At 74.1% G+C, this 22,665-nt stretch carries 25 protein-coding genes and 1 pseudogene; 11 read left to right on the top strand and 15 right to left on the bottom strand.

What is annotated here, in order from left to right; all coding sequences use genetic code 11:
• Window positions 1–28 precede the first annotated feature (28 nt).
• Window positions 29–523: a DUF3180 domain-containing protein gene (locus AC1VWI_RS20770; RefSeq protein WP_499516874.1), complete on the top strand. Its 495-nt coding sequence runs from the start codon at window positions 29–31 to the stop codon at window positions 521–523.
• A gap of 5 nt (window positions 524–528) precedes the next feature.
• Here the strand turns inward: AC1VWI_RS20770 and AC1VWI_RS20765 are convergent, their stop codons facing one another.
• On the bottom strand, window positions 529–1,143 hold the full coding sequence (locus AC1VWI_RS20765; protein WP_499512514.1) for a GPP34 family phosphoprotein: 615 nt from the start codon (window positions 1,141–1,143) through the stop codon (window positions 529–531).
• Window positions 1,144–1,156: 13 nt separating this feature from the next.
• Window positions 1,157–2,365, bottom strand: a complete 1,209-nt coding sequence (locus AC1VWI_RS20760; RefSeq protein ID WP_499516873.1) for an ABC transporter ATP-binding protein — start codon at window positions 2,363–2,365, stop codon at window positions 1,157–1,159.
• Between the two features lie 169 nt (window positions 2,366–2,534).
• On the opposite strand from AC1VWI_RS20760, the gene AC1VWI_RS20755 reads away from it, so the two are divergent.
• The 4 genes from AC1VWI_RS20755 (at window position 2,535) to AC1VWI_RS20740 (ending at window position 6,066) form a co-directional block, all read left to right on the top strand.
• Window positions 2,535–3,215, top strand: coding sequence for an ABC transporter permease (locus tag AC1VWI_RS20755; protein ID WP_499512513.1), 681 nt, complete (start codon window positions 2,535–2,537; stop codon window positions 3,213–3,215).
• Window positions 3,215–3,925 (top strand): ABC transporter permease, encoded by a 711-nt coding sequence (locus AC1VWI_RS20750; protein WP_499512512.1) that lies wholly within the window; start codon window positions 3,215–3,217, stop codon window positions 3,923–3,925. Before AC1VWI_RS20755 ends, AC1VWI_RS20750 begins: the two co-directional genes overlap by 1 nt.
• Window positions 3,922–4,887 (top strand): ABC transporter substrate-binding protein, encoded by a 966-nt coding sequence (locus AC1VWI_RS20745; protein WP_499512511.1) that lies wholly within the window; start codon window positions 3,922–3,924, stop codon window positions 4,885–4,887. The genes AC1VWI_RS20750 and AC1VWI_RS20745 overlap by 4 nt, the downstream gene beginning before the upstream one ends.
• Window positions 4,888–5,073: 186 nt before the next feature.
• A complete protein-coding gene (locus AC1VWI_RS20740; RefSeq protein WP_499512510.1) occupies window positions 5,074–6,066 on the top strand; it encodes a hypothetical protein in 993 nt (330 codons plus the stop codon).
• Between the two features lie 48 nt (window positions 6,067–6,114).
• Here AC1VWI_RS20740 and AC1VWI_RS20735 read toward each other — a convergent pair whose 3' ends face one another.
• On the bottom strand, window positions 6,115–7,257 hold the full coding sequence (locus tag AC1VWI_RS20735; RefSeq protein ID WP_499512509.1) for an NADH-quinone oxidoreductase subunit D: 1,143 nt from the start codon (window positions 7,255–7,257) through the stop codon (window positions 6,115–6,117).
• 20 nt (window positions 7,258–7,277) lie between these two features.
• Window positions 7,278–8,291 carry an SAM-dependent methyltransferase gene (locus tag AC1VWI_RS20730; protein ID WP_499512508.1) on the bottom strand — a complete coding sequence of 338 codons (1,014 nt, stop codon included), beginning with the start codon at window positions 8,289–8,291 and terminating at the stop codon, window positions 7,278–7,280.
• A 217-nt stretch (window positions 8,292–8,508) separates the two neighbouring features.
• Between AC1VWI_RS20730 and AC1VWI_RS20725 the strand changes: the two genes are divergently transcribed.
• A complete protein-coding gene (locus tag AC1VWI_RS20725) occupies window positions 8,509–9,486 on the top strand; it encodes a carbohydrate-binding protein (RefSeq protein ID WP_499512507.1) in 978 nt (325 codons plus the stop codon).
• On the opposite strand, the gene AC1VWI_RS20720 is transcribed toward AC1VWI_RS20725, so the two are convergent.
• The 3 genes from AC1VWI_RS20720 to AC1VWI_RS20710 all read right to left on the bottom strand — a co-directional run bounded on the left by AC1VWI_RS20720 (window position 9,483) and on the right by AC1VWI_RS20710 (window position 12,564).
• A complete protein-coding gene (locus AC1VWI_RS20720) occupies window positions 9,483–10,424 on the bottom strand; it encodes a 1-phosphofructokinase family hexose kinase (RefSeq protein WP_499512506.1) in 942 nt (313 codons plus the stop codon). The genes AC1VWI_RS20725 and AC1VWI_RS20720 overlap by 4 nt on opposite strands.
• A gap of 89 nt (window positions 10,425–10,513) precedes the next feature.
• A complete protein-coding gene (gene nagA, locus AC1VWI_RS20715) occupies window positions 10,514–11,707 on the bottom strand; it encodes an N-acetylglucosamine-6-phosphate deacetylase (RefSeq protein ID WP_499512505.1) in 1,194 nt (397 codons plus the stop codon).
• Window positions 11,650–12,564: an ROK family protein gene (locus AC1VWI_RS20710; protein WP_499512504.1), complete on the bottom strand. Its 915-nt coding sequence runs from the start codon at window positions 12,562–12,564 to the stop codon at window positions 11,650–11,652. Before AC1VWI_RS20710 ends, nagA begins: the two co-directional genes overlap by 58 nt.
• Window positions 12,565–12,770: 206 nt before the next feature.
• Between AC1VWI_RS20710 and AC1VWI_RS20705 the strand changes: the two genes are divergently transcribed.
• Together AC1VWI_RS20705 and otsB are read left to right on the top strand one after the other, a co-directional pair.
• A complete protein-coding gene (locus AC1VWI_RS20705) occupies window positions 12,771–13,031 on the top strand; it encodes a DUF3263 domain-containing protein (RefSeq protein WP_499512503.1) in 261 nt (86 codons plus the stop codon).
• Between the two features lie 417 nt (window positions 13,032–13,448).
• Window positions 13,449–14,345 carry a trehalose-phosphatase gene (gene otsB, locus AC1VWI_RS20700; protein ID WP_499512502.1) on the top strand — a complete coding sequence of 299 codons (897 nt, stop codon included), beginning with the start codon at window positions 13,449–13,451 and terminating at the stop codon, window positions 14,343–14,345.
• On the opposite strand, the pseudogene AC1VWI_RS20695 reads toward otsB, so the two are convergent.
• The 3 genes and pseudogenes from AC1VWI_RS20695 to AC1VWI_RS20685 form a co-directional block, all read right to left on the bottom strand.
• Window positions 14,306–15,181, bottom strand: a pseudogene (locus AC1VWI_RS20695) (SDR family NAD(P)-dependent oxidoreductase); the annotation flags it as partial. The gene otsB and the pseudogene AC1VWI_RS20695 sit on opposite strands and share 40 nt — an antisense overlap.
• Before the next feature lie 94 nt (window positions 15,182–15,275).
• Window positions 15,276–15,941, bottom strand: a complete 666-nt coding sequence (locus tag AC1VWI_RS20690; protein ID WP_499516872.1) for a response regulator transcription factor — start codon at window positions 15,939–15,941, stop codon at window positions 15,276–15,278.
• Between the two features lie 2 nt (window positions 15,942–15,943).
• A complete protein-coding gene (locus AC1VWI_RS20685; RefSeq protein ID WP_499512501.1) occupies window positions 15,944–17,041 on the bottom strand; it encodes a sensor histidine kinase in 1,098 nt (365 codons plus the stop codon).
• Between the two features lie 134 nt (window positions 17,042–17,175).
• Here AC1VWI_RS20685 and AC1VWI_RS20680 point away from each other — a divergent pair, with 134 nt between their 5' ends.
• A complete protein-coding gene (locus AC1VWI_RS20680; RefSeq protein WP_499512500.1) occupies window positions 17,176–17,388 on the top strand; it encodes a hypothetical protein in 213 nt (70 codons plus the stop codon).
• Window positions 17,389–17,479: 91 nt separating this feature from the next.
• Here AC1VWI_RS20680 and AC1VWI_RS20675 read toward each other — a convergent pair whose 3' ends face one another.
• The 4 genes from AC1VWI_RS20675 to AC1VWI_RS20660 all read right to left on the bottom strand — a co-directional run bounded on the left by AC1VWI_RS20675 (window position 17,480) and on the right by AC1VWI_RS20660 (window position 20,164).
• Window positions 17,480–17,896 (bottom strand): hypothetical protein, encoded by a 417-nt coding sequence (locus tag AC1VWI_RS20675; protein WP_499512499.1) that lies wholly within the window; start codon window positions 17,894–17,896, stop codon window positions 17,480–17,482.
• 246 nt (window positions 17,897–18,142) lie between these two features.
• Window positions 18,143–19,045 carry a hypothetical protein gene (locus AC1VWI_RS20670; protein ID WP_499512498.1) on the bottom strand — a complete coding sequence of 301 codons (903 nt, stop codon included), beginning with the start codon at window positions 19,043–19,045 and terminating at the stop codon, window positions 18,143–18,145.
• Window positions 19,046–19,151: 106 nt separating this feature from the next.
• Complete coding sequence (locus AC1VWI_RS20665) at window positions 19,152–19,352, bottom strand: DUF397 domain-containing protein (protein ID WP_499512497.1); 201 nt, start codon at window positions 19,350–19,352, stop codon at window positions 19,152–19,154.
• A complete protein-coding gene (locus tag AC1VWI_RS20660) occupies window positions 19,349–20,164 on the bottom strand; it encodes a helix-turn-helix domain-containing protein (RefSeq protein WP_499512496.1) in 816 nt (271 codons plus the stop codon). The genes AC1VWI_RS20665 and AC1VWI_RS20660 overlap by 4 nt, the downstream gene beginning before the upstream one ends.
• A 115-nt stretch (window positions 20,165–20,279) precedes the next feature.
• Here AC1VWI_RS20660 and AC1VWI_RS20655 point away from each other — a divergent pair, with 115 nt between their 5' ends.
• Window positions 20,280–20,672 (top strand): ATP-binding protein, encoded by a 393-nt coding sequence (locus AC1VWI_RS20655; RefSeq protein WP_026251177.1) that lies wholly within the window; start codon window positions 20,280–20,282, stop codon window positions 20,670–20,672.
• Window positions 20,669–21,070 (top strand): hypothetical protein, encoded by a 402-nt coding sequence (locus tag AC1VWI_RS20650; protein ID WP_499512495.1) that lies wholly within the window; start codon window positions 20,669–20,671, stop codon window positions 21,068–21,070. Before AC1VWI_RS20655 ends, AC1VWI_RS20650 begins: the two co-directional genes overlap by 4 nt.
• Here the strand turns inward: AC1VWI_RS20650 and AC1VWI_RS20645 are convergent.
• Window positions 21,067–22,527 carry an alpha,alpha-trehalose-phosphate synthase (UDP-forming) gene (locus AC1VWI_RS20645; RefSeq protein WP_499512494.1) on the bottom strand — a complete coding sequence of 487 codons (1,461 nt, stop codon included), beginning with the start codon at window positions 22,525–22,527 and terminating at the stop codon, window positions 21,067–21,069. The two genes, AC1VWI_RS20650 and AC1VWI_RS20645, sit on opposite strands and share 4 nt — an antisense overlap.
• Window positions 22,528–22,665: the final 138 nt, after the last annotated feature.

Here is a 22,665-nt window from a genome sequence, read left to right as displayed (position 1 = left end):
TCGATGTGATGTGGGGAGCGAGCACTCGGTGAAGGCGCTGCGCATCAGGACCCTGGTCGGACTGTTCGTGGTGGCCGGAGTGCTCTCCTGGGCCGGCGCGAAGCTCTGGGACTCGCTCGGCACCCTGCCGGGCGTGCCCGTGGCCGCGCCGATCGTGCTGGCGCTGATCGCCGCCGTGCTGGCGGCGACGGCGCTGTCGTTGCGCTCCAGGCTGCGCGCGCAGCGCGAGCGGCGTCCGGGAGCCAAGGGCGTGGACCCGCTGCTGGCCGCCCGGGCGGTGGTCTTCGGCCAGGCCAGCGCGCTGGTCGCCGCCCTGGTCGCGGGCATGTACGGCGGCGCGTGCGTCTTCCTCGTCATGTACCAGCTGGACAACGACCCCCGCCGTGACCAGGCGATCTACGCGGGCACCGCGGTGATCGCCGGCATCGCGGTCTGCGCCGCCGCGATCTTCCTGGAGCGGGTCTGCCGCCTCCCCGAGGACGAGGACGACAACCGCACCGGCGCGGTGGGCGGCCGGGCCTAGCTCTGTCAGTAGCCGCGCCGGACGTTCTCGGCGGCGGCGTCGGCCTGTCGCCGGGAGCGCCGTCGGCGTTCGGCCGTCAGCTCGGCCAGCGCGCCGTCGAGGGCGGCCAGGACGCGGGCCTTCGCGGGGTCGGTCACCCCGGGGGGCGGGTCGGTGGCCGGGCCGCCGCGCAGGCCGAGCGCCCCGGTGAGGGCGGTCAGGACGGGCTCGTCCGCCGCCAGGCGGTCCGCCGCGCGGCGCCGGGCGGGGGAGTCGCCCAGCACGGTCCGGGTGTCGCGGACCAGCCACCTCCGGTGCCGTTCCCGTACGACCTCGCCCCCGGCTTCCAGGGCGGCCAGGTAGACGCCGGCCAGGCCGCGGCCCCTGCGCCACAGCCAGTCGCCGGGGGTCTCGTACGGCGCCTGGCGCACCAGCGCGGCCGCGGCCTCCTCCAGCAGCGGGTCGGCGAGCTCCGGGTGCCCGCCCGGCACCAGGCGGTCGCCCTCCAGGGCCACCGCCCCCGCGGCCAGGAGGTCGACGGCCTCGGCCGCGGCGAGGGCGAGGGAGAGGTCGCCGGGCTCCACGGCGCGTTCGGCGGCCCGTTCCAGGGCGGTGATGATCAGGTCCCGCGGGGTGGTCATGGAACGCTCCGCATCAGGAGGCTTCGGCGTCCGGTTCGGCCCGGCGATTGTCGCCCGGCCCGGTCCCGGCCGCCACCGACCGCCCCGCGTCATCGTTCTCGTCCTCGACATCGCCGTCGTCGCCGTCCTCGTTGACCGAACGGCGCAGCGCGGTGTGGAGCGTCGCCGGGGTCAGCACCCCGGCGAAGCGGTCGCCGTCGACGACGGCTATCCAGCCCGCGTCGTGCTGGAGCATCGCGCTGAAGGCCCGCTTGAGGGGGGCGCCGACCGGGACCCAGGCCTCCAGGCGGCGGGTGTGGTCGGCCACGGTGCCCGAGGTGAGGGTGCCCGCGGCGACGTAGCCGCGCAGCCCGCCGTCGTCGTCGAGGACGACGGCGTAGGGGTCGCCCTGCTCCGCCAGGACGGCGGCGGCCTCCGCGGCGGGGGAGCCGGCGCGCACGACGGGCGGGTGCTCCAGGTCGGCGGTCTCGACCGGCGTGACGGACAGCCGCTTCAGACCGCGGTCGGAGCCGACGAAGTCGGCCACGTACGGGGTGGCGGGGGAACCGAGCACGGTCGCGGGGGTGTCGTACTGCTCGATCCGGCCGGGGCCGAAGACCGCCATGCGGTCGCCGAGCCGGACCGCCTCCTCGATGTCGTGGGTGACGAACAGCACGGTCTTGCGCACCTGTTCCTGCAGCCGCAGGAACTCCGACTGCAGCCGCTCGCGCACCACCGGGTCGACGGCGCCGAAGGGCTCGTCCATCAGCAGCAGCGGCGGGTCGGCCGCCAGTGCCCGCGCCACACCGACCCGTTGCCGCTGCCCGCCGGAGAGCTGCTCGGGGTAGCGGGAGCCGTGCACGGACGGGTCCAGGCCGACCAGTTCCAGCAGCTCGGCGGCGCGCGCCCGGCGCTTGGCGCGGGTCCAGCCGAGCAGGTGCGGCACGGTCTCGGTGTTCTCCAGCACGGTCTTGTGGGGGAACAGCCCGACGTTCTGGATGACGTAGCCGATGCGGCGGCGCAGCCGTACCGGGTCGGTGCGGGCGATGTCCTCGCCGTCCAGCAGGATCCGGCCGGCGGTGGGCTCGATGAGCCGGTTGACCATCTTCATCGTGGTGGTCTTGCCGCAGCCGGACGGCCCGACGAGGGTCACGAGTTCGCCCTCGCGCACGTCGAAGGACAGGTCGTCGACGGCGGTGGTGCCGTCGGGGTAGCGCTTGGTGACGTTCTCGAAGCGGATCATCGGGACCTCTCGTCGGCGCTGGGTGGTGCGGCTCACCCCCCAGCTTGGTACACGCTCGGCGATGGTTGTGAAGGGGGTGTTGCGAGGATGTGGCGGGACGCCGGGAATGTCGGTGGCCGGGTTTACGCTCACCTGCATGATCTGAAGCGGGCGGGGGAGGTGGCATCGCATGGCCGGACAGGACTGCCTGGCGGCGAACGACTGGATCTGCGGTGAGTACGTGCGCACGCGCAGCCAGGAGTTGCTGGACGCGGGTGTGCAACATCTGTGGATCACCGTGGCGTCGGTGGCGGCGGGCGTGCTGCTCGCGTTGCCGCTGGCCCTGCTCGCCCGGCGCTGGCGGGCGGCCGAGGGGCCGGTGCTGGGCGTGACGACCGTGCTCTACACGGTCCCGTCGCTCGCGCTCTTCTCCTTGCTCGTGCCCGTGTTCGGCATCTCCGCGGCCGTGGTCGTCACCGGGCTGACGCTCTACTCGCTGACCATCCTCGTCAGGAACTTCCTCGCCGGCCTGGACTCCGTGCCCGAGGACGCGCGGGAGGCCGCCCGCGGCATGGGGTACGGCCCGGTACGCCTGCTGCTGGAGGTGGAGCTGCCGCTGGCGCTGCCGGCGGTGATGGCGGGCGTGCGGATCGCCACGGTCGCCACGGTCTCCCTCACGACGGTCGGCGCGATCCTCGGCTACGGGGGCCTGGGCAACCTGATCTACGCGGGGATGCACAGCTTCTTCAAGGCCGAGGTGTTCACCGCCTCGGCGATCTGCGTGGTGCTGGCGATCCTCGCGGACGTGCTCCTGCTCGGTCTCCAGCGGCTGCTCTCGCCCTGGAGCCGTGCCCGGAAGGCGGTGGCGTGATGGCGGTGATCCCCGGCGCGTGGGAGTGGCTGACCACCGGCGCCAACTGGACCGGCACCGACGGGGTGCTGCAGCGGCTCGGCGAGCACCTCTCCCTGACCTTCGTCTCCCTGGGCATCGCCTGCGCCGTGGCGCTGCCCGTCGCGATCCTCCTCGGCCACCTCGGCAAGGGCGGGGCGCTGGCCGTCAACCTGTCCAACGTCGGTCGCGCGGTGCCCACGTTCGCCGTGCTCGTGCTCCTGATCATCGCCCTGGGGTCGGCGAGCCACTGGCCGACGATCCTCGCGCTGGTCCTCTTCGCCGTCCCGCCGCTGCTCACCAACACCTACGTCGGCATGCGCCAGGTCGACCGCGACGCGGTGGAGGCCGCCCGCGGCATGGGGATGACCGGTGGGCAGCTGCTCGGCCGGATCGAGCTGCCGCTCGCCGCGCCCTTCGTCCTGAGCGGGGTGCGCTCGGCCGCCGTCCAGGTCGTCGCCACCGCCACGCTCGCGGCACTGCCCGGGGAGGGCGGCCTCGGCCGCATCATCACCGCGGGCTTCGCCCAGTACGACACCCCGAAGGTGGTCGCGGGCGCGGTGCTCGTGGCCGCGCTCGCCCTGCTGGTGGAGGGAGTCTTCCTGTTGCTGCAGCGCCTGGTGTCCCCCACGCGGAAGTCCCGACCCGCCCGAAGACCTGCCCGTCCCACACATCAGATGGAGTTCTCATGAGCAAGGCCCTGCGCACCGCCACCGCCGTGGCCGCCGTGGCGGTCCTCTCCGCCGGCCTGGCGGCCTGCGGCGGCGACAGCCTGGAGAAGAGCGGGGGAGGGGGCAGTTCGTCGGCAGGCGGCGGCAAGGGTTCCCTGACCGTCGGCTCGGCCGGGTTCACCGAGAGCACGGTCCTCGCGCAGCTGTACGCGCAGTTGCTGACCGACGCCGGCTACAAGACCACGATCAAGACGGTCGACAACCGCGAGCTGTACGAACCCGCCCTGGAGAAGGGCCAGATAGACGTCGTCCCCGAGTACGCGGCCACGCTCGCGGAATTCCTCAACGCGAAGGCGAACGGCAAGGACGCCGCGCCCGTGGCCTCCTCCGACGTCGACGCCACCGTCACGGCGCTCACCGAACTCGCCGACCCGCGCGGGCTGAAGGTGCTGCCGGCCGGTGAGGCGGTCGACCAGAACGCGTTCGCGGTCACCAAGGACTTCGCGGAGAAGAACAACCTCAAGACCCTGTCCGACCTCGGGAAGTCGAAGATCAAGGTCAAGCTCGCCGCGGGCGAGGAGTGCTCCATCCGCCCCTTCTGCTCGCCCGGCCTGAAGAAGACCTACGGCATAGACGTCACGTCGGTCGACACCAAGGGCGTCGGCACCGTCCAGGCCAAGCAGGCCGTCAAGGACGGCACCGACCAGCTGGTGCTCACCACGACCACGGACGCCACCCTCGACCAGTTCGGCCTGGTGCTCCTGGAGGACGACAGGGGCCTGCAGAACGCCGACAACGTGCTGCCCGTCGTCAACGCGAAGGAGGCCGGCGGGGCGGACGTCGCCGCGGCCCTGGACAAGCTCACCCAGGTGCTGACCACGGCCGACCTCACCGAGCTGAACAAGCAGGTGGACGCGGAGCGCAAGAAGCCCGAGGACGTGGCCGCCGACTACCTGAAGTCGAAGGGCCTGCTGAAGGGCTGAGGCCCCGGGGCCGACGGACGGTCCCGGACGGTTCCGGACGGACAAGATCGACTAAATGGTGGCGGGAGGGCGTTCGCGTGACGTTTGGTGCACGCGCGAGCGCCCTCCGTATTTGTCGTTGTGTGTTCGGTGAGAAATCGGATGCCGCGGCCCCACACGACGCACGGGCACGCTAAGTTCCCTTCCATGCCCCGTGGACGACACCGCCATTCCCAGCCGCTGCACCGGCTGCTCCCGCCCGTGACGGTCGCCGGCTCCGCCGCGGCCCTCGCCGTCGGCGCGCTGGTGATCGGTGATCCGGTGCTGCTCCGTGTGTTCGTCGTCGCGGCGGCCGGTGTCGCCGGTGGCGGCGCCTTCCTGCTGCGCAGCTGGGACCGCGCCGCCGGCAAGCAGGTTGCCGACCTGAAGACCGCGCGTGTGCGCGACGAGTGGCGTGCCGACGAGCGGATCGCGGAGCTCGAGGTGGACCTCGAGGACTCCCGCGAGCTGCGCGGCAAGCTGGAGAACAAGCTGCGCGGCAAGCGCGCCGAACTGGCCCGGCTCCGCACGGAGCACGCGGACCTGCTGCGTCGCTACGCCACCGCCGAGTCCGAGCGGGCCCGCGCCCTGGAGGACGGCCGCGTCGCCAAGAAGGCGGTCGGCTCCGCGCTGCCCGTGCCCTACACCTCGCCGGTCAGCCCGGCCGCGTACCTGCGGGCCGCCTCCGCGCTGCGGGACCTGTCGCGCAACGGCGCCCGCCAGCAGGCCGCGCTCACCGTCGAGGAGGCGCGCCGCCGCGACCTCACCGACACCGACGAGCCGCAGGGCAGGCACGCGCTGGACCCGGCCGTCCGTGAGCGTCCCGCCGACGCCACCACCAGTGGCAGCGGGAACACCCCGGCGCTGCCGGTGCGCCAGCCCAAGCTCGTCCCGGCGGTCGCCGCGGCCGTGCTGCCGTACGCCAAGCCCAACCGGCAGGCCAGCCGTGCCCAGGGCGGCTTCGACTTCTTCGGCACGAAGAACGAGAAGGCCCGCCCCCAGGAACTGGAACCGGCCGGCGAGGCGGCGCCCGCGGGGGCGGACCTCGCCGACGTCGTCGGGGACGAGGCCGTGGCCGAGCAGGCCGAGGTCATCGACCTGACCGTGCACGACGAGACCGAGCAGCTGGACCTCAGCGAGCTGCGCGCCCAGTCCTCCTGACGTCCGGCCTTCCGACGTCCGGCGGGCCGCCCGCAGGCGCCCCGCCGGTCACTTGTCGATGTCGCCGACGACGAAGAACATCGAGCCCAGGATCGCCACCATGTCGGCGATCAGCGTGCCCGGCAGCAGTACGGCGAGCGCCTGGATGTTGTTGTAGGACGCCGAGCGCAGCTTCAGCCGGTACGGCGTCTTCTCGCCCTTGGACACCAGGTAGTAGCCGTTGAGCCCGAGCGGGTTCTCGGTCCAGGCGTACGTGTGGCCCTCGGGGGCCTTGAGCACCTTCGGCAGCCGCTGGTTGACGGGTCCCGGGGGCAGCTCGGCCAGCCGGTCGAGGCACGCGTCGGCGAGGTCCAAGGCGACGTGGGTCTGCTCCAGCAGCACCTCGAAGCGGGCCAGGCAGTCGCCCTCGGTGCGGGTGGGGACCTTCAGGGTGTCCGCCAAATCCCCGTAGGCCAGGTACGGCTCGTCCCGGCGCAGGTCGAAGTCGACGCCCGAGGCGCGGGCGATCGGGCCGCTCACCCCGTACGCGTGCACGTCCCGCGCGGCGAGGACGCCGACGCCGCGGGTGCGGCCGCGGAAGATCTCGTTGCCGAGGACCAGGTCGTCGAAGGTCCCCATGCGCGAGCGCACGGCGGCGACGGCGGCCCGGACCCGGCCGTGCCAGCCATTGGGGAGGTCCTCCTTGAGGCCGCCGACGCGGTTGAACATGTAGTGCATGCGGCCGCCGGAGACCTCCTCCATGACCGCCTGCAGGTCCTCGCGCTCGCGGAACGCGTGGAAAATCGGGGTGATCCCGCCCAGTTCGAGGGGGTAGGAGCCGAGGAACATCAGGTGGTTGAGCACCCGGTTCAGCTCGGCGAGCAGCGTGCGGGTCCACACCGCGCGCTCGGGCACCTCCATGCCGAGCATGCGCTCCACGGCGAGCACGACACCGAGTTCGTTGGAGAAGGCGGAGAGCCAGTCGTGCCGGTTGGCCAGCATGATGATCTGGCGGTAGTCCCGGGCCTCGAAGAGCTTCTCGGCGCCCCGGTGCATGTACCCGATGACCGGCTCGGCCGAGCCGATCCGCTCGCCGTCCAGGCTCAGGCGCAGGCGCAGCACCCCGTGCGTCGAGGGGTGCTGCGGGCCGATGTTCAGCACCATGTCGGTGCCCTCGGCCGCGCCGCCGATGCCGATCGTGGTCTCCGTCATGGGCCCAGTTTCCCATCCCTTTACGTGTCCCGGGGCGTGCCCCCCGGAGCTTCCCCGGCGGCCGGCACGGGCTGCTCCAGCCAGAGGAAGCCGCCGAGACCGGACGGCTCGGTGAGCTCGGCCGCCTGACCCGCGCGGGTCAGGGCGCGCACGTAGCCGGCGGGGTCGGAGGAGGCCAGGGAGAGCGGCGGACGGGCCCCGGTGACCCCCAGGGCGCCCAGGGCCTCGCGCTGGGTGCGCAGGACCGCCCCGGGGCCCGCGCAGGCGTCCATCGTCACGTGTGCCGTGATGTCGCAGGAGCCGTCGGGCACGGGCGGTGAGACCTCGCGGCCCGCCCGGAACGCGGTGAGCGTCCCGTACGGCGGGCGGGCCCCGGCCACGTGGCCGTAGTCGACCGCGACGGCGAGCCCGGCCTCCAGGCAGGCCACCGCGGCCGCCCAGGCGGAATCCCGCCAGCGGCCGATCTCCGCCCGGGTCCCGGCCTCCGCGCCCTCGACCGGCCACCAGCGGCGCAGCCAGGCGGCGTCCTCCCCGGCCACCGCGTCGCCCAGGCGCTCGGCGCCGTCCGAGGCGCGGACGAGGACGTGGCGGGGCACACCGTGCGCGTCGGTCTCCGCCACCGCGACCGGCACGTTGTCCAGCCATTCGTTGGCGAAGAGCAGGCCCCGCAGGCCCCGCGGGAGCTCGTCGGACCAGGTCACCCGGGCGTCCAGGCCGTCCGGTCGCGGGGCCTTCTCCACCGCGTGGGGCCGCAGGCGGGCGCGCAACGTGGCGGGAACCACATCGAGCACCCCCGTGAGCAGTTCCCCGGCGCCCGCGCCGACGTCCACCAGGGCCAGCTCGCCGGGGTGCCTGAGGTCCGCGTCGACGCGCTCCAGGAGCCGGGCGACGGCCCCCGCGAACAGCGGCGAGGCATGCACCGAAGTGCGGAAATGGGCGGCCGGGCGCTCCCGGCGGAAGAAGCCTCCCGGGCCGTACAGGGCCCGCTCCGTGGCCTCCCGCCACCCCGTCCACGCGGCTGTGCTGTCGATCACGTCTCCACCGTATGTGCACAACCCGGGGCTTCGGACGGTTGAGCGGTCCATCACCGGTTCCAGGTAGGGTGCCGTGGTCAGAGGTGTGTCCGCCCGTGACGGCCGCGGATGAATCGATCATGAACATTTGGCCATCGCGTGAGCGTACGCCTATTGCCGGATGGCCCGGTACTGATAGGTGCTGTGCAAGTGACAGGCAGTGGAAGGTGAAGAGCGGATGACGGCCGGCAACAACGGTGCCCCCGAGCCCGGGAGTGACGACCCCTTCGCGTACCTGTACCGCCAGGACGGCGAGGAGCCGGGTCAGGCGGCTGCTGCCCAGCCCGGTGTGCCCCGCACCTCGTACAACCAGGTGCAGCGGGTCGGTGAGCGGCGCCAGCAGCAGCCGCAGCAGTCCCAGCAGGGCGGCTACGGCTACCCGCAGCAGCAGCCCGCGTACGGTCAGCAGGCGCCCTCCTACGGTCAGCCGCAGCCCCAGCAGGCACAGGCGACCCAGCAGTTCCCCCAGGGCCCGGCAGGCCCGTCGGGACCGGCCGGCGGCGGCAGCCGGCGCGCCGCGTCCCCGCGCCCCGGCGGCCCCAACAGCAAGGGCCTGCTGATCGGTGCCGTCGCCGTCGTCGCCGCCGTCGCGATCGGCATCGGCGTCGCCATGGCGGGCGGTGACGACAAGACCCCGCAGGCGGGCGGCGGCTCCACGCCGACCGCGAACAGCGACGGCGGCAAGAGCGACAGCTCCGGCGAGCCCTCGGCCTCGGCGAGCGCGACCGTTCCGGGAGTCGTGGACGCGGCCACCCTGAAGCTGGCCGGCGGTGCCACGATCGCCACCGGCGTCTCCGGAGGCAAGGGTGCCGGCGGCAAGTACGTCGCCGGGATGGAGTCCGTGGGTGCCTCGGCCACGTGGGACTTCTCCGTCCCCGAGGACGGCGCGTACACGCTGTTCGTGGAATACACCGTGCCGGGCGCCGACGGGAACGCCACGATCACCGTCAACGGCGAGAAGCAGCAGCGGCCCATGAGCCTGCGGAACTTCGCGCACGCCAAGCCTGGTGACTACGAGGGCGGCTGGACCAAGTCCTACAGCTACATCCGGCTGAAGCAGGGCGAGAACACGGTGGCCCTGTCCTGCGAGGCAGGCAACCAGTGCAACTACTACCTCGACCAGGTCTCGGTCGAGCAGGGCGAGCACAAGGGCTAACGCCCCGTCTCCTCCGAGCACAGCACATCGACCCGCCCCAGCAGGTCCTCGTACACCCCGCGGTCGAACTCGCCCGCGACCGGTGCCGCCACGGTGGCCGCCGAGAGGGCGACGGCGCGGGCCAGGCGGCGCGGCCAGTCGAGGCCCTCGACGAGCCCGGAGAGCAGGGCGGCGACGGCGGAGTCGCCGGCGCCGGCGGGATTGCCGGGGACGGGCGCCGGGGGCCGGGCGGTCCACACGGTGCCGTCCTCGGCGAGGGCGAGCATCCCGTCGGGGCCGAGCGAGGCGGCGACGGCGCGGGCGCCGCGGCGGCGGGCGTCGCGGGCGGCGCGCATGGGCTCTGTAGCGCCGGTGAGCCCGGTCAGCTCGGCGGCGTTGGGCTTGACCAGATCCGGCCGGGCGGCCAGGCCGCGCCGCAGCGGCTCACCGCTGGTGTCCAGCAGGACCGGGACACCCGCGGCGCGCGCGTCCCGCACGAGTTCGGCGTAGCAGCCGACCGGCAGTCCCGGCGGGAGGCTGCCGCACAGCGCCACGGCGCGCGCCGCGCCGCCGTCCAGGAACTTGCGGTACGTACCGAGGAAGGCCGCCCACTCCTGCGAAGTGATCGTCGGGCCGGGCTCGTTGAACATCGTGGTGTCGCCGCCCGACTCGTCCACGACGCCCACCGTCCGCCGGGTGCTGCCGGAGGTGGGCACGAGGGCGTCCGTGACGCCGTCGATCCCCGTCAGGCAGGCCCGCAGCCGGTCACCGGACGCGCCGCCCGCGAAGCCGGTCGCGACGGCCTCGTGGCCGAGCGCGGCGAGGACGCGGGCGACGTTCAGCCCTTTGCCGCCGGGACGTTCCGCGGCCTCCGACACCCGGTGGGTGGTGTGCGGCCGCAGCCGGGGGACGCGGTAGGTCACGTCGATGGCGGCGTTCAGCGTGACGGTGACGATCACCGCATGATCCCTTCGAACAGCGTGTGCGATGGGAAGGGATCATGCCAAAGGAACGCCCGGAGGCACAGACCCCGCCGCCCGGGGGTCCGTCAGGGCTCGACGACCCAGCTGCCCTTCCGCATCACGCCCACGAGGTCGAACGACGCGTTCAGGACCACCAGGTCGGCGTCCTTGCCCGGCTCCAGGGAGCCGATCCGGTCGTACGCGCCCAGCAGCCGCGCCGGGTTGGCGCTCAGCGCGCGCACGGCGTCGGCGACGGGCAGCCCGTCCACGGTCACCGCCCGCTTGAACGCGGTGTCCAGGGTCAGCGTGGAGCCCGCGATGGAGCCGCCCTCGACGAGCCGGGCGACGCCGTCGACGACGTCGACCTCCATCGGGCCCAGCAGGTAGCGGCCGTCGCCGAAGCCGGCCGCGTCCATGGCGTCGGTGATGAAGGCGACCCGGTCGGCCCCGGCGCTGCGGAACGCCATCTCCAGGACGGCCGGGTGCAGGTGGACGCCGTCGTTGATGAGTTCGACGGTGACCCGCTCGTCCTCCAGCAGGGCGGCGATCGGGCCGGGTGCGCGGTGCAGCAGCGCGGGCATGGCGTTGAACAGGTGCGTCGCCACGGTCGCGCCCGCCTCGACGGCCTGCAGGGTGGCCTCGTACGCGGCGTCGGTGTGGCCGACGGCGGCGATGACGCCGTGCTCGGCCAGCATCCGCACCGAGTCGAGCCCGCCGGGCAGTTCGGGGGCGAGGGTCACCATGCGCGCGGTGCCGCGGGCGGCGTCGAGCAGCTTGCGGACGTCCGAGGGGTGCGGGTCGCGCAGCAGCGAGGGCTTGTGCGCACCGCGCCGGTGCGGGGAGATGAACGGCCCCTCGAAGTGGATGCCGGCCAGGTCGCCCTGCTCGACCAGTTCGGCCAGCAGCGCGGCCTGCCGGGACAGGTCGTCCAGGTCCCCGGTGACCGTCGAGGCGAGCAGGGTGGTGGTGCCGTGCCGCCGGTGGGTCGCGATGCCGGTGAGGACGGCCTCGGCGTCACCGGAGGAGAAGGACGCGCCGCCGCCGCCGTGCACGTGGATGTCGACGAAGCCGGGGACGATCCAGTGCCCCGTCAGATCGCGGGTGGACGCCTGGAGCGGGTCGTTCGCGACGATCGAGCGGCCCTCGACGGTCAGCCGGCCGTCCTCGACCACGCCGTCCGGCAGCACCACACGGGCACCGGTCAGCACGCTAGTTGCCGCAGTCAAGCGGTCACCTCCACGGAGAGAAGATCCCAGGCGAGCAGCCCTGCGCCCAGGCATCCGGCGGTGTCCCCGAGGGCCGCCGGCACGATGAGGGGGAGTTGCTGGAAGGTCAGCCGCCGCTCGACGGCGGCCCGCAGCGGTGCGAAGAGGGTGTCGCCGGCCTCGGCGAGCCCGCCGCCGACGATCAGCGTGCCCGGGGTCATCAGGGTGATCCCGGTGACCAGGCCGTCGGCGAGGGCGGCGACGACCTCGTCCCACACGGCCGCCGCGCGGGGGTCGCCCGCCTCGACGGCGGCGGCGCAGCCGGCGGCCCCGGCGTCCGGGATCCCGCCCGCGGCCTCCCAGGCGCGGGCCACGGCGGCGGCGGAGGCCGCCGTCTCCAGGCAGCCCCGCTGGCCGCAGCCGCAGACCGGGCCGCCGGGGCGGACGACGACGTGCCCGAGCTCGGTGGCCTCGACACGGCCCTCGATGCCGATCGCCCCGGCGATGCCGGTGCCCAGCGCCACGAACAGGAAGCGCTCGGCGCCCCGCCCCGCGCCCAGCCGGCCCTCGGCGAGGCCGCCGGCGCGCACGTCGTGGCCGAGGGCGACGGGGGTGCCGTCGAGGCGGCGGGTGAGCAGGTCGCGCAGGGGCGCGTCGCGCCAGCCGAGGTTCGCGGAGTAGACCGCGATGCCGGCCCGCTCGTCGACCAGCCCGGGCACGGCGACCCCGGCCGCGGCGGCGGGCTCGCCGTAAGCGCTTTCGCCGTAGGTACGAAGGTCCGCGGCGAAGTCGAGCACGGAGTCGACCACGGCACCCGGGCCGCGCTCCCGGCCGGTCGGGCGGCGTGCCTCGTGCAGCAGCGTGCCGTCCGCCGCGACCAGGGCGGCCTTCATGCCGGTGCCGCCCACATCGAGGGCGATGACGTGTCTCACGGGGGACAGTGTCGCGCGGGACCCCGCAAAAGGTCTAGTCCACTCGTCGAAAGAGATCGCGTGCCGCGTGCGAAAGGGGGCCAGGCGGGGTTGCGGGCGCGAACCCCGAGTGGTGTAGACCTCATGAGGGGGTCGGGGCGGGGACTGCGTGTGATCGGGGGGACACCCGGCGCATCCGCGGGCCCGGGCGCGGATATGGTTGTCGGATGGAAAGGGACGAGACCGGGGCGGACGCCCCCGCGGACGGGCTGACGGAGCAGGACCGCGCCGTCCTCGACATCGCCCGCCGCACGTGGGCCGGACCCGGCGCGAAGGAACGGGCCGTCCGCGAACGCCTCGGCATCTCCCCCACGCGCTACTACCAGCTCCTCAACGCCCTCCTCGACGACCCCCGCGCCCTCGCGCACGACCCCGTCACGGTCAACCGCCTCCGCCGCACCCGCGACACCCACCGCACCACCCGCTGACGCCCGCCCCCCGCCGGGTCCGGGGTTCGGGCGGGCAGCGACGGCGGGTTGTCGTGTGGTGGGCGCCGTCGCGGTCCGCGCCCATCCTTGCGGCGGTGCGACGGGCGTCCCCGCCGGTGACCGGTGGTCCGGGGTCCGGGCGGGCGGCGACGGCGGGTTGCCGTGCGGTGGGCACCGTCGCGGCCCGCGCCGGCGCGGTGGATCCGCGGCGGGCACCGTCGGTCCGCGTCCATCTTTGCGGCGGTGCGATGGGCGTCCCTGCCGGTGACCGGTGGTCCGGGGTTCGGGCGGGTGGGTGGGAGACCGCCCGCCGCAGGCGCAGCGGACCCGCGGGCGGCGGTGCGGAGAACACCGCCGGAGGCGGGATGCTTCCGTACGCCGGGCGTGCCCCCCGCAGGGGTCGGTAGGGTCGGGGGCATGAGCCGCAGCCGCAGGGACGAACTGCCGGTACCCACGACGCCCGAGGGCAAGGACGGCCTGGCCGCACTGCTCGCGGAGCCCCGCAGGGCCGTGCTGGCCCTGGACTTCGACGGGACGCTGGCGCCGATCGTGCCGGATCCGGACGCCGCGCGGGCGCATCCCCGCGCGGCCGCCGCACTGGCCCGGCTGGCGCCGCGGATCGGGTCCGTCGTGGTCGTGACGGGCCGCCCCGCGGGCGTGGCCGTGCGGTACGGGGGCTTCGCCGGGGTGCCGGCCCTGGAGCACATGGTCGTGCTGGGCCACTACGGCGCCGAGCGTTGGGACGCCCGTTCCGGCGAGGTCAAGGCGCCCGGCGCGCACCCCGGGGTCAACGCGGTGCGCGCGGAACTGCCGGGCGTGCTGGACGCGATCGGGGCGTGGCACGGCACGTGGGTGGAGGACAAGGGCCGCGCGGTGGCCGTCCACACGCGCCGTACGGAGGATCCGCAGGCCGCGTTCGAGGCGCTGAGCGGACCGCTGAGCGATCTGGCCGACCGGCACGGGCTGATCGTGGAGCCGGGCCGGATGGTGCTGGAGCTGCGGCCGCCCGGCATGGACAAGGGCGTGGCCCTCAACGACTACCTGCGGGAGGTCGGCGCAGGTCCCGTGCTGTACGCCGGTGACGACCTGGGCGACCTGGCCGCCTTCGGGGCCGTGGAGAAGCGGCGCGCCGACGGCCTGCCCGGTGTGCTGGTGTGCAGCGGCAGCGCGGAGGTGGCCGAACTGGCCGCCCGGGCCGACCTCGTCGTGGACGGCCCGGAGGGCGTCGTGGCGCTCGTCGACGCCCTCGCGGACGCCCTGGAGGAGCGGGACGGTCAGGACGGGCCCGAGAGCCAGCCGCCGGTCAGCGACTGAACCGCGGACCCGTCGAGGTCCGCGAGCTTCACGCCCGTGAACTCCCGGGCCCGCGGGGAGGTCTGGACGCGGAAGGGCGGCCGCTCGGCGCCGAGCACCTCGACGATGGGCGCCGCGGCCTCGTCGATGGTCTGGGCGGCCGTGAACGCCTGCGTGGTCCGGTCGAGGTAGTGGGTGAACGCGGGCCGGTAGGGGCCCGCGGCCGCCGCGTACGCGGGGATGTCGATGTCGAGGTTGGCGACGAACTCGCTGCCGACCGCGCCCGGTTCGACGACGCTCACCGTGACCCCGACCGCGGCCGCCACGGGCGCGAGCGCCTCCATGTAGCCCTCGACCGCGAACTTCGCGGCGCAGTAGGCCTCGTTGAAGGGCTGCCCCACGACGCCGCCCACGCTGGTGACGGTGACCAGGCGCCCGCCGGAGGCGCGCAGGTGCGGCATCGCGGCCTTGGTGACCTCGACGACGCCGAAGAAGTTGACCTCCATCGTGGCGCGGACGTCCGCGACCGTCTCCAGCTCGATCGTGCCGACGTGCCCGGCGCCGGCGTTGTTGACCACCGCGTCCAGGCCGCCGAACTCCACGACGACGTCCTCCACCACCGCGGCGACCAGCCGGGCGTCGGTCACGTCCAGCCGCTTGACGTGGACGTGTTCGGGGACCCCCGCCCCGGCCGCGGCCTTGCGGAGGGCGTCCGCCTTCCCGGGGTCGCGCATGGTCGCGACGACGTTCCAGCCGGCGCGGGCGGCGGCCACGGCGGTGGCCAGGCCGATGCCCGAGGAGGTGCCGGTGATCAGGACGGTCCTGGGGGTGCCGGTGGTCATGGGGTGGCTCTCGCTCTCTGCCGGGCCGTGCGGGTGCGCGGGTGTGCGCGTACTCGGGTGCGCGCGTACTGATGACCGCACCCTAGACACCCCGGCGGCCTCCGCCCGGTCAGCCCCGGCCCGCGGCGTCCGCGTCGTGGACGAGGAGGGCGATCTGGACCCGGTTGTTCAGGCCGAGCTTGCCGAGGATGCGGGAGACGTGGGTCTTCACCGTCGGCACGCTCATGTGGAGCCCGGCCGCGATGTCCGCGTTGGACCGGCCCTCCCCGATGGCGAGGGCCACTTCGTGCTCCCGCTCGCCCAGCGACGCGAGCCTGCGCCGTGCGGTGGCCCGCGCGCCCCTTCCCCCGGCGCCGGAGTCGGCGACCTGGGCGATCAACTGCCGTGTCACCGCCGGGGACAGCACCGGTTCGCCGGCCGCCACCTTCCGTACCGCCTCGACGATCTCGCGCGGCGCCGTGTCCTTCAGGACGAAGCCCGCCGCGCCCGCGCGCAGCGCCCGCAGCACGTGCTCGTCGGTGTTGAAGGTCGTCAGCACGATCACCTCGGGCGCGCCCGGCCGCGCCCGCAGCGCCTCGGTGGCCGCGAGGCCGTCCACGACGGGCATGCGGATGTCCATCAGCACCACGTCGGGGGAGTGCTCCTGGACCAGTGCCGCCACCTCGCCGCCGTCGGCCGCCTCGGCGACGACCTCGACGTCCGGCGCCCCGCCCAGCATCATCCGCAGCCCGGCCCGCACCAGCGGGTCGTCGTCCACCAGCAGCAGCCGCACCATCGTCACGCCGCCCACGGTAGCCAGGCGCGCAGCCGGAAGTCCCCGCCGGCCCGGCCGTGCTCCAGGTCGCCCCCGGCGAGCGAGGCCCGCTCCGTCAGCCCGATCAGCCCCTGCCCGGCGCCGGGGATGGCCGGCACCACGGCCGCCGCGGCCGGCACCGGGTTGCTGACCTCGACGGTCAGCCCCCGCGCGGGACCGCCGGCGAGCCGCACGGTCACCTCCGTGCCGGGGGCGTGCTTGCGTGCGTTGGTCAGCCCCTCCTGCACGATCCGGTACGCCGTGCGCCCCGAGGCGGCGGGCGCCGCCGCCACCGCGTCGTCGTCCGCCTCCAGCACGATCCGCATCCCGGCGTCCCGGGACTCCTCGACCAGCCGCGGCAGGTCCGCCAGCGTCGGCTGCGGCCGTCCGCCCGCGCCGTCCGCCGCACCGGAACCGTCCGGCTCGCGCAGGACGCCGATGATGCCGCGCAGGTCGTCCAGCGCCTGGTGCGCGCTCTCCCGGATCACCCCGGCGGCGCGCTCGATCTCCGCGGGGGACGCCCCCGGGTGGAACTCCAGTGCTCCCGCGTGGACGCTCAGCAGCGACAGCCGGTGCGCCAGCACGTCGTGCATCTCCCGGGCGATCTCCTCGCGCGCCTGCCGCCGTCCGCGCTCGGCGTACGAGGCCAGCAACTGGCGCCGGGAGCGTACGTAGAGCCCCCAGCCGATCGAACCCGCCATGATCACGAAGAAGGTCATCGCCGAGCCGGTCTCCGGCAGGTCCGGGTCGGGCCCCCGCGCCATGAACAGCGGCAGCGGAGCGAACGCCAGGGCCGCCACCCAGGCCGTCGTGCGCAGCGGCCGGTGCGCGGCCACGGTGAAGACCGCCACCGCGGTCGGGCCGCCGACCAGGTGCGCGAACCACCCGGTCACCAGCAGCACCACCGCCAGCTGCACCGGCCACCGCCGCCGCAGGAACAGCGCCGCGCACGCGGCCGCGCTGACCGCCTGCTCGACGGGCCCGACCTGGGCACCCACCCCGTCCACGGACAGCACGGAGAAGGCCGCCGCACCGAGGAAGACCGCGATGTCGGCGACGATGTCCTTCCGTACGCGTCGCATTCCCCCGAATGTACGGTCCCGGGGCGCCGGCACCACCCCCGCGCCCCAAGTCGAGACTTTCGGACGACAGCCCGTGCGCGATCGGCGACTTTCGCCGACAGCCCGCGCGGGCGCGTGCTCCCTAGCCTCGTGGCATGAAGGGTTTCCTCGGTTTCCTCAGCTTCGTGCTGCTCTCCCAGGGCATCGGCGGCATCGCCTACGAGCTCACCGGCGGCTGGTTCCGTCTGTGGGCGCTGACCCACCGGATCGGCTTCCTGGACGGTTACGAGATCTACGTGTGCGTCCTCCTGCTCGTCCTCGGCGTCGCGGTCCTCTCCGCGGCGGAGTCGGTGGGCAAGCGCTCCTGACGCCCGGTTGCGCCCGGTCGCGCACGGCCCGCCCCGGTCCCCCGTTCCTGTGCGACGGGGGCCGGGGCGGTGGCACATGTAGGGGGTCGGGTCACCAGTTGTTGTTGTCGCGGACGATCGCCGCGCACTCCACGACGGCGCGGGCGGTGGGGCTGAAGTTGGTCGACGGGGTTCCGTTGACCTTTCGGACGGTCACGGACCACCCATTGCCGGACCGCTGGCTCGTCAGTACGTGCAGGTCGCTGCTGCTGAGGACGAATCCGCCGCCGGTGACCTCGGTGCGCGAGGGGCAGCGTGCCGAGACCGTAACGGTGGACATGTCGGCCACGACGGCGGAGACACCCAGGAACTCGGCGGTCCTCAGCCGCCCGAAGTTGTCCCGGTTGCCGCCGCCCTGGACGGGGTTCGAGGCGGCGTCGTCGGCGACCGCGGCGGTGCGCGCGGTGGCGGAGGCGTGGGTGGGACCGGCGAATGCGGTGGTCGTGACGACCGCTGCGGCGACCGTCATGGCTCCGGCGACACCCCAAAGCACCTTATGGCGGGGTCGACCGGACATGGTCTTCTTCGCTCGTATGTTCATCTCTCTGCCTTCGAAGATGACGGAAGGAGCTCGCTCCGGGTCGAAGCGATTGCGCTCATCGTCACCTTGTGCGAGGTGTTCCGCACTTTGGGTGACCAAAGAGGATGAACGGGGCCCGGGGCGCGATCTGACGGAGCGGCGGTACGACGCTCGGTCAGCACGCCGGAACGGGCCTCAGATGGGGCCGGCGACCGCGCACGGTTCCACGCGTGGCCGCTGCCGCACGATGCCCGCGCGGACCAACGAGGCGCCGCGCGGAGCGCCCGACGGGGCGTCGGATGCGGGGGCGGCGGTGGAGCAGGGCGGGCAGGGGCCGGTCCGGCCGGGGGGTAGCGGGTCGCCGCAGCCGGGGCATTCGGGGAGCGGGGCCGCAGGGGCGGCGGGGTCGCGGGCGGGGCGCGGTGCGGGGAGCTTGTCGCGCAGGCGACGGGCGATGAAGCCGGCGGGGGAGTGCACGGCGGGCGGCAGTCCGCAGGACAGGGCCGTGCCCAGTTCCAGCTCGCTCGCGCCGTGTGCCAGCCAGCGGGCGGCGAGCGGGGCCAGCCGGGCCGCCTCGGCGACGCCCAGGGCGAGCCTGCCCTCCCACCGCCCGAGGCGGTGCAGCGCGGCCGCCGCGCGGGCGACCAGCGGCTCGTCGGCGGGGGTCCCGGGGTGGGAGGTGTTCTCCTTCTCCCTGTTCTCCCCCTTGGGGGATGCGCCGACGGCCCGTACGGACGGCGCACCGGCGGTCGGGAGGCTGCCACCCGGTGCGGCGAAGGCGGCCTCGATCTCGGCGGGGTCGCGCAAGGGCACGTTGGAGACGAGCACCTGGGTGGTCCAGCGGCCGGTCTCGCGGCTCTGCGCGCGGCGGGTGTGCACATAGCCCTCCGCCTCCAGCTGCTGCCGGGCCCGGCGCAGGGCGATGCGCCCCTCGGGCATCTTCTCGCCGATGGACTGCAGGGTCTCCCGGGACCCCTCCGGCAGGGAGAGCGCCCACTGCAACAGCCGTACGGCGGTGCCGTTCAGGCGTGGATGGCGGATGAGGTCGTTCGGCGTCTGGGAGAAGAAACGGGTCGGCGGGATAGCATGGCGGATCATTTGCGGGGCTCCTTCGGATAAAGCCTCGTACGTGTAGGCCCCCGGCCGGTGTTGGCGCACCACTGGGGGCCGCTTCATGCGCTGGGCACGAAGGGTGATCGGCCGATTACTCTACCGGTGTCCCGGTGTTGTCGGCGACGAAGGAGACGAACGCCGTCCACGCCTCGCCGGTGAAGGCGAGCGCGGGTCCGGCGGGGTCCTTGGAGTCCCGTACGTGCACGGCGCCCGGGGCATGGGCCACCTCGACGCAGGCACCGCCCTCGCTGCCGCTGTAACTGCTCGTGAACCAGGCGAGTTGGGACGTCATAGCTCCCCCGCAATCTGCTCGATCACTCTGGCGGAGTCCCCCACGCTGAGGGCCTGTGAGCGGATCATCGCATAGCGCTGGTGGAGTTTGCTGACCTCGTCCCGGCCGTCCACCAGCACGCTGCGGCCCTGGACTTCGAGATAGGCGAGCAGCCGCAGATCGTGGGTCTCCAGCAGGTGCATCGGTCCGTCGAAGCCCGCGTGAGCCTCGTGGGAGAGCGGCATCACCTGGACCGTCACATGACGCAGCGCCGCGGTCTCCACCAGCCGCTCCAACTGGCGCCGGTGCACCGCCCGTCCGCCGACCGGACGGCGCAGCACCCACTCCTCGATGACGAAGGCGAGCTGCGGCGCCGGGGCGCGGGTCAGCAGCGCCTGCCGGGCCAGCCGGGCCCGTACGCGGCGTTCGACCTCCTCCGTCTCCAGGGTCGGGCAGTAGGCGCCGAGCACGACGCGGGCGTACTCCTCGGTCTGCAGCAGGCCGTTGATGACCTGCGTGTCGTAGGTGTAGAGGCTCACCACCGCGCGCTCCAGCTCCGCGTACTCCTCGAACCAGGAGGGGAACTCGGCCCGTTCGAGATGACGCGCCGCGGACCGCAGCACCCCGCCGCCGTCGCCCAGCAGGGTTCCCGCCCTCTCCACGAACGCCGGCGGCGGCATCCGCTCGCCGCGCTCGATCTTGACCACCAGCGACTTCGAATAGCCGACGTGCGCGGCCAGTTCGTCGGTCGACATCCCGCGGGCCTCCCGCAGGGACCGTGCCACTGAACCGAACATCCGCATGCTGGCCGAGCCCTCGCCCTTCGCGGACACGGCACCACCTCCCCGGTACACACGCCGTACACAGCCGCGGACCGGTCCCGACACAACTGATCCGGGGTCAGGTCCGCCCTGGTCAGGCTAGCCACGGCACGGAACCGTTGGACCCATGACGCAGGAATCTCCACCCGCGGCGGCGATGCGCGTCGTCGCCGAGCCCGCCCGCATCGCCGAGGTCCGCCGGGCCGTACGCGAACAGCTCCGCGCCTGGGGGCGCGAGGACCTGGCGCCCGCCGCCGCGCTGTGCGTCACGGAGATACTCGCCAACGTGCACCGGCACGCGGGCTCCCCGGAGTGCGAGCTGACCCTGGACGACCTGGCCGCGGAGGGCGTGCGGGCCACGGTCAGCGACCGCTCCCCCGTCCTGCCGGTCCCGGCCCCCGGGCCGCCGGACTGGGCGGCCGAACGCGGGCGCGGCCTGCACCTGATCGCGGCGGCGGCGCACCGGTGGGGCGTACGGCCGACTCCCGACGGCAAGCAGGTTTGGGTGGTGCTGCGGTGAGGCCCGGCTCGTGGACCTGGCTGGACGACACGGCGTTCGGGCCGGTGGCGTTCCTGCTGCTGGCCCATCCGCACGGGAGCGGGACGGAGGAACTCGCCGCGCTCCTCGGGCTCGCCGAGCCCGGGCGGCGGCTGCCGGAGCTCGGCGAGCGGATCGCCGTCCCGCGTCCCGGGCGGGCCACGGTGCGCGGCCCGGACGGCGGCCCGCTGCTGGAGGTCGCGGCCGGGGAGCGGTGGTCCGCCTTCGTCGCGGGCGGGGGACCGGTCGCGCTCGTCGTGGGGCTGGACCCGCTCGCCCGCCGCGCGCCGCTGCCGGAGGTGGAGACCTACCTCGCCCTGGGCACGACCGCCGGACGCATCCGGCTGGGGATCAGCCGGCGGGCCCCCGACAAGGCCTAGCCCAGCGCCCGCAGCTGGTCCAGGAACCACTGCTGCGGGGGGAGCGCCGTCGAGGCCGCCGCGAGTCGCTTGGTGGCCTCGGCCCGCTCGCCGTGCGACACGGACAGCGCCTGGTGGAGGGCGTTGGCCGTGGCCCGGATGTCGTACGGATTGACCACGAACGCGTCGTCGGCCAGCTCCTCGTACGCCCCCGCCTCGCGGGAGAGGACCAGCGCCACGCCGTCGTCCGAGACGACCGGGATCTCCTTGGCCACCAGGTTCATGCCGTCGCGGATCGGGTTGACCAGCGCGACGTCCGCCAGGCGGTAGGCGGCCAGGGAGCGCGCGAAGTCGTCCTTGACGTGCAGGACCACCGGCTGCCAGCCCGGCGTGGCGAACTCCTCGTTGATCTCCTCGGCCAGGTCGGAGACCTCGTCCGTGTACTCCCGGTAGACGGCCAGGTCGTGACGGGAGGGGTAGGCGAAGGCGATGTGCACCACGCGCCCCTGCCATTCGGGGTGGTCGCGCAGCAGCTGCGCGTACGCGAGCAGGCCGCGGATGATGTTCTTCGACAGCTCGGTGCGGTCCACGCGCACGATGACCTTGCGGTCCGGGCCGCCCACGGCCTCCTGCAGCGACGCCAGGCGCTCGTCCACGTCCGGCTGGTGCGCCCGCTCCCGCAGGAAGTCGGCGTCCGCGCCGAGGCCGTGCACCCCGATCCGCGTGGTGCGGCCCTTGTACGTGATCGTGAGGCTGCCCTCGTCACGGATGACGGAGGCGCCCAGCACGTCGGCGCAGCACGCGGCGAAGGCGTCCGCCCAGCGGCGGGTCAGGAAGCCGGCCCGGTCGGCGCCGAGGATGCCGCTCAGCACCTCCGCGGCGACGTCGTCGGGCAGCAGGCGGAAGTAGTCCGGCGGGGCCCACGGGGTGTGCGAGAAGTGGCCGATGCGCAGGTCGGGGCGGCGCGAGCGGAGCAGCTGCGGCACCAGCGCGAGGTGGTAGTCCTGCACCAGGACGGCCGCGCCCTGGCCCGCCTCGTCGGCGAGCGCGTCGGCGAAGGCGGCGTTGTACGCCACGTACGCCGCCCACTGCTCGCGGAAGTCCTCGTCGAAGACGGGCTCCAGCGGGGTCTGGAACAGCATGTGGTGGACGAACCACAGCACCGAGTTCGCGATGCCGTTGTAGGCCGACGCGAAGGTGTCCGCCGGGATGTCCAGCATCCGTACGTGCTGGCCGCCGGTGTCGGCGGTGGACAGCCGGCCCGTGCCCCCGGAACTGCGCAGGACGGCGGCCCGGTCCCCCTCGCCGAGCGCCGCGCAGACCCAGACGGCGTCCGCGTCCGGCCCGATCGCGCTCAGGCCCGACACGAGTCCGCCGCCGCCGCGGCGGGCGGTGAGCGTGCCGTCCTCGCGGAGGCTGTACGACACGGGGCCGCGGTTGGACGCGACCAGTACGCGCGCGGCATGCGATGCGACCATGCGGCCAGCCTAGCCACGCATCCCCGACCGCAAACGTACGAGCTAGCCCAGCCGGGGGTTCCAGCCAGGTTGTGGGCAGGCGGTCCGCCGCCAGGCGTGGGGGCACCCCCAGCGGAGCTGGGGGAGGGTGGGCACAAC

This window comes from Streptomyces sp. TOM-9, from assembly GCF_056858595.1.
Note: the sequence above shows the minus strand (reverse complement) of the source record. Positions and strands in the feature narration are given on the sequence as shown.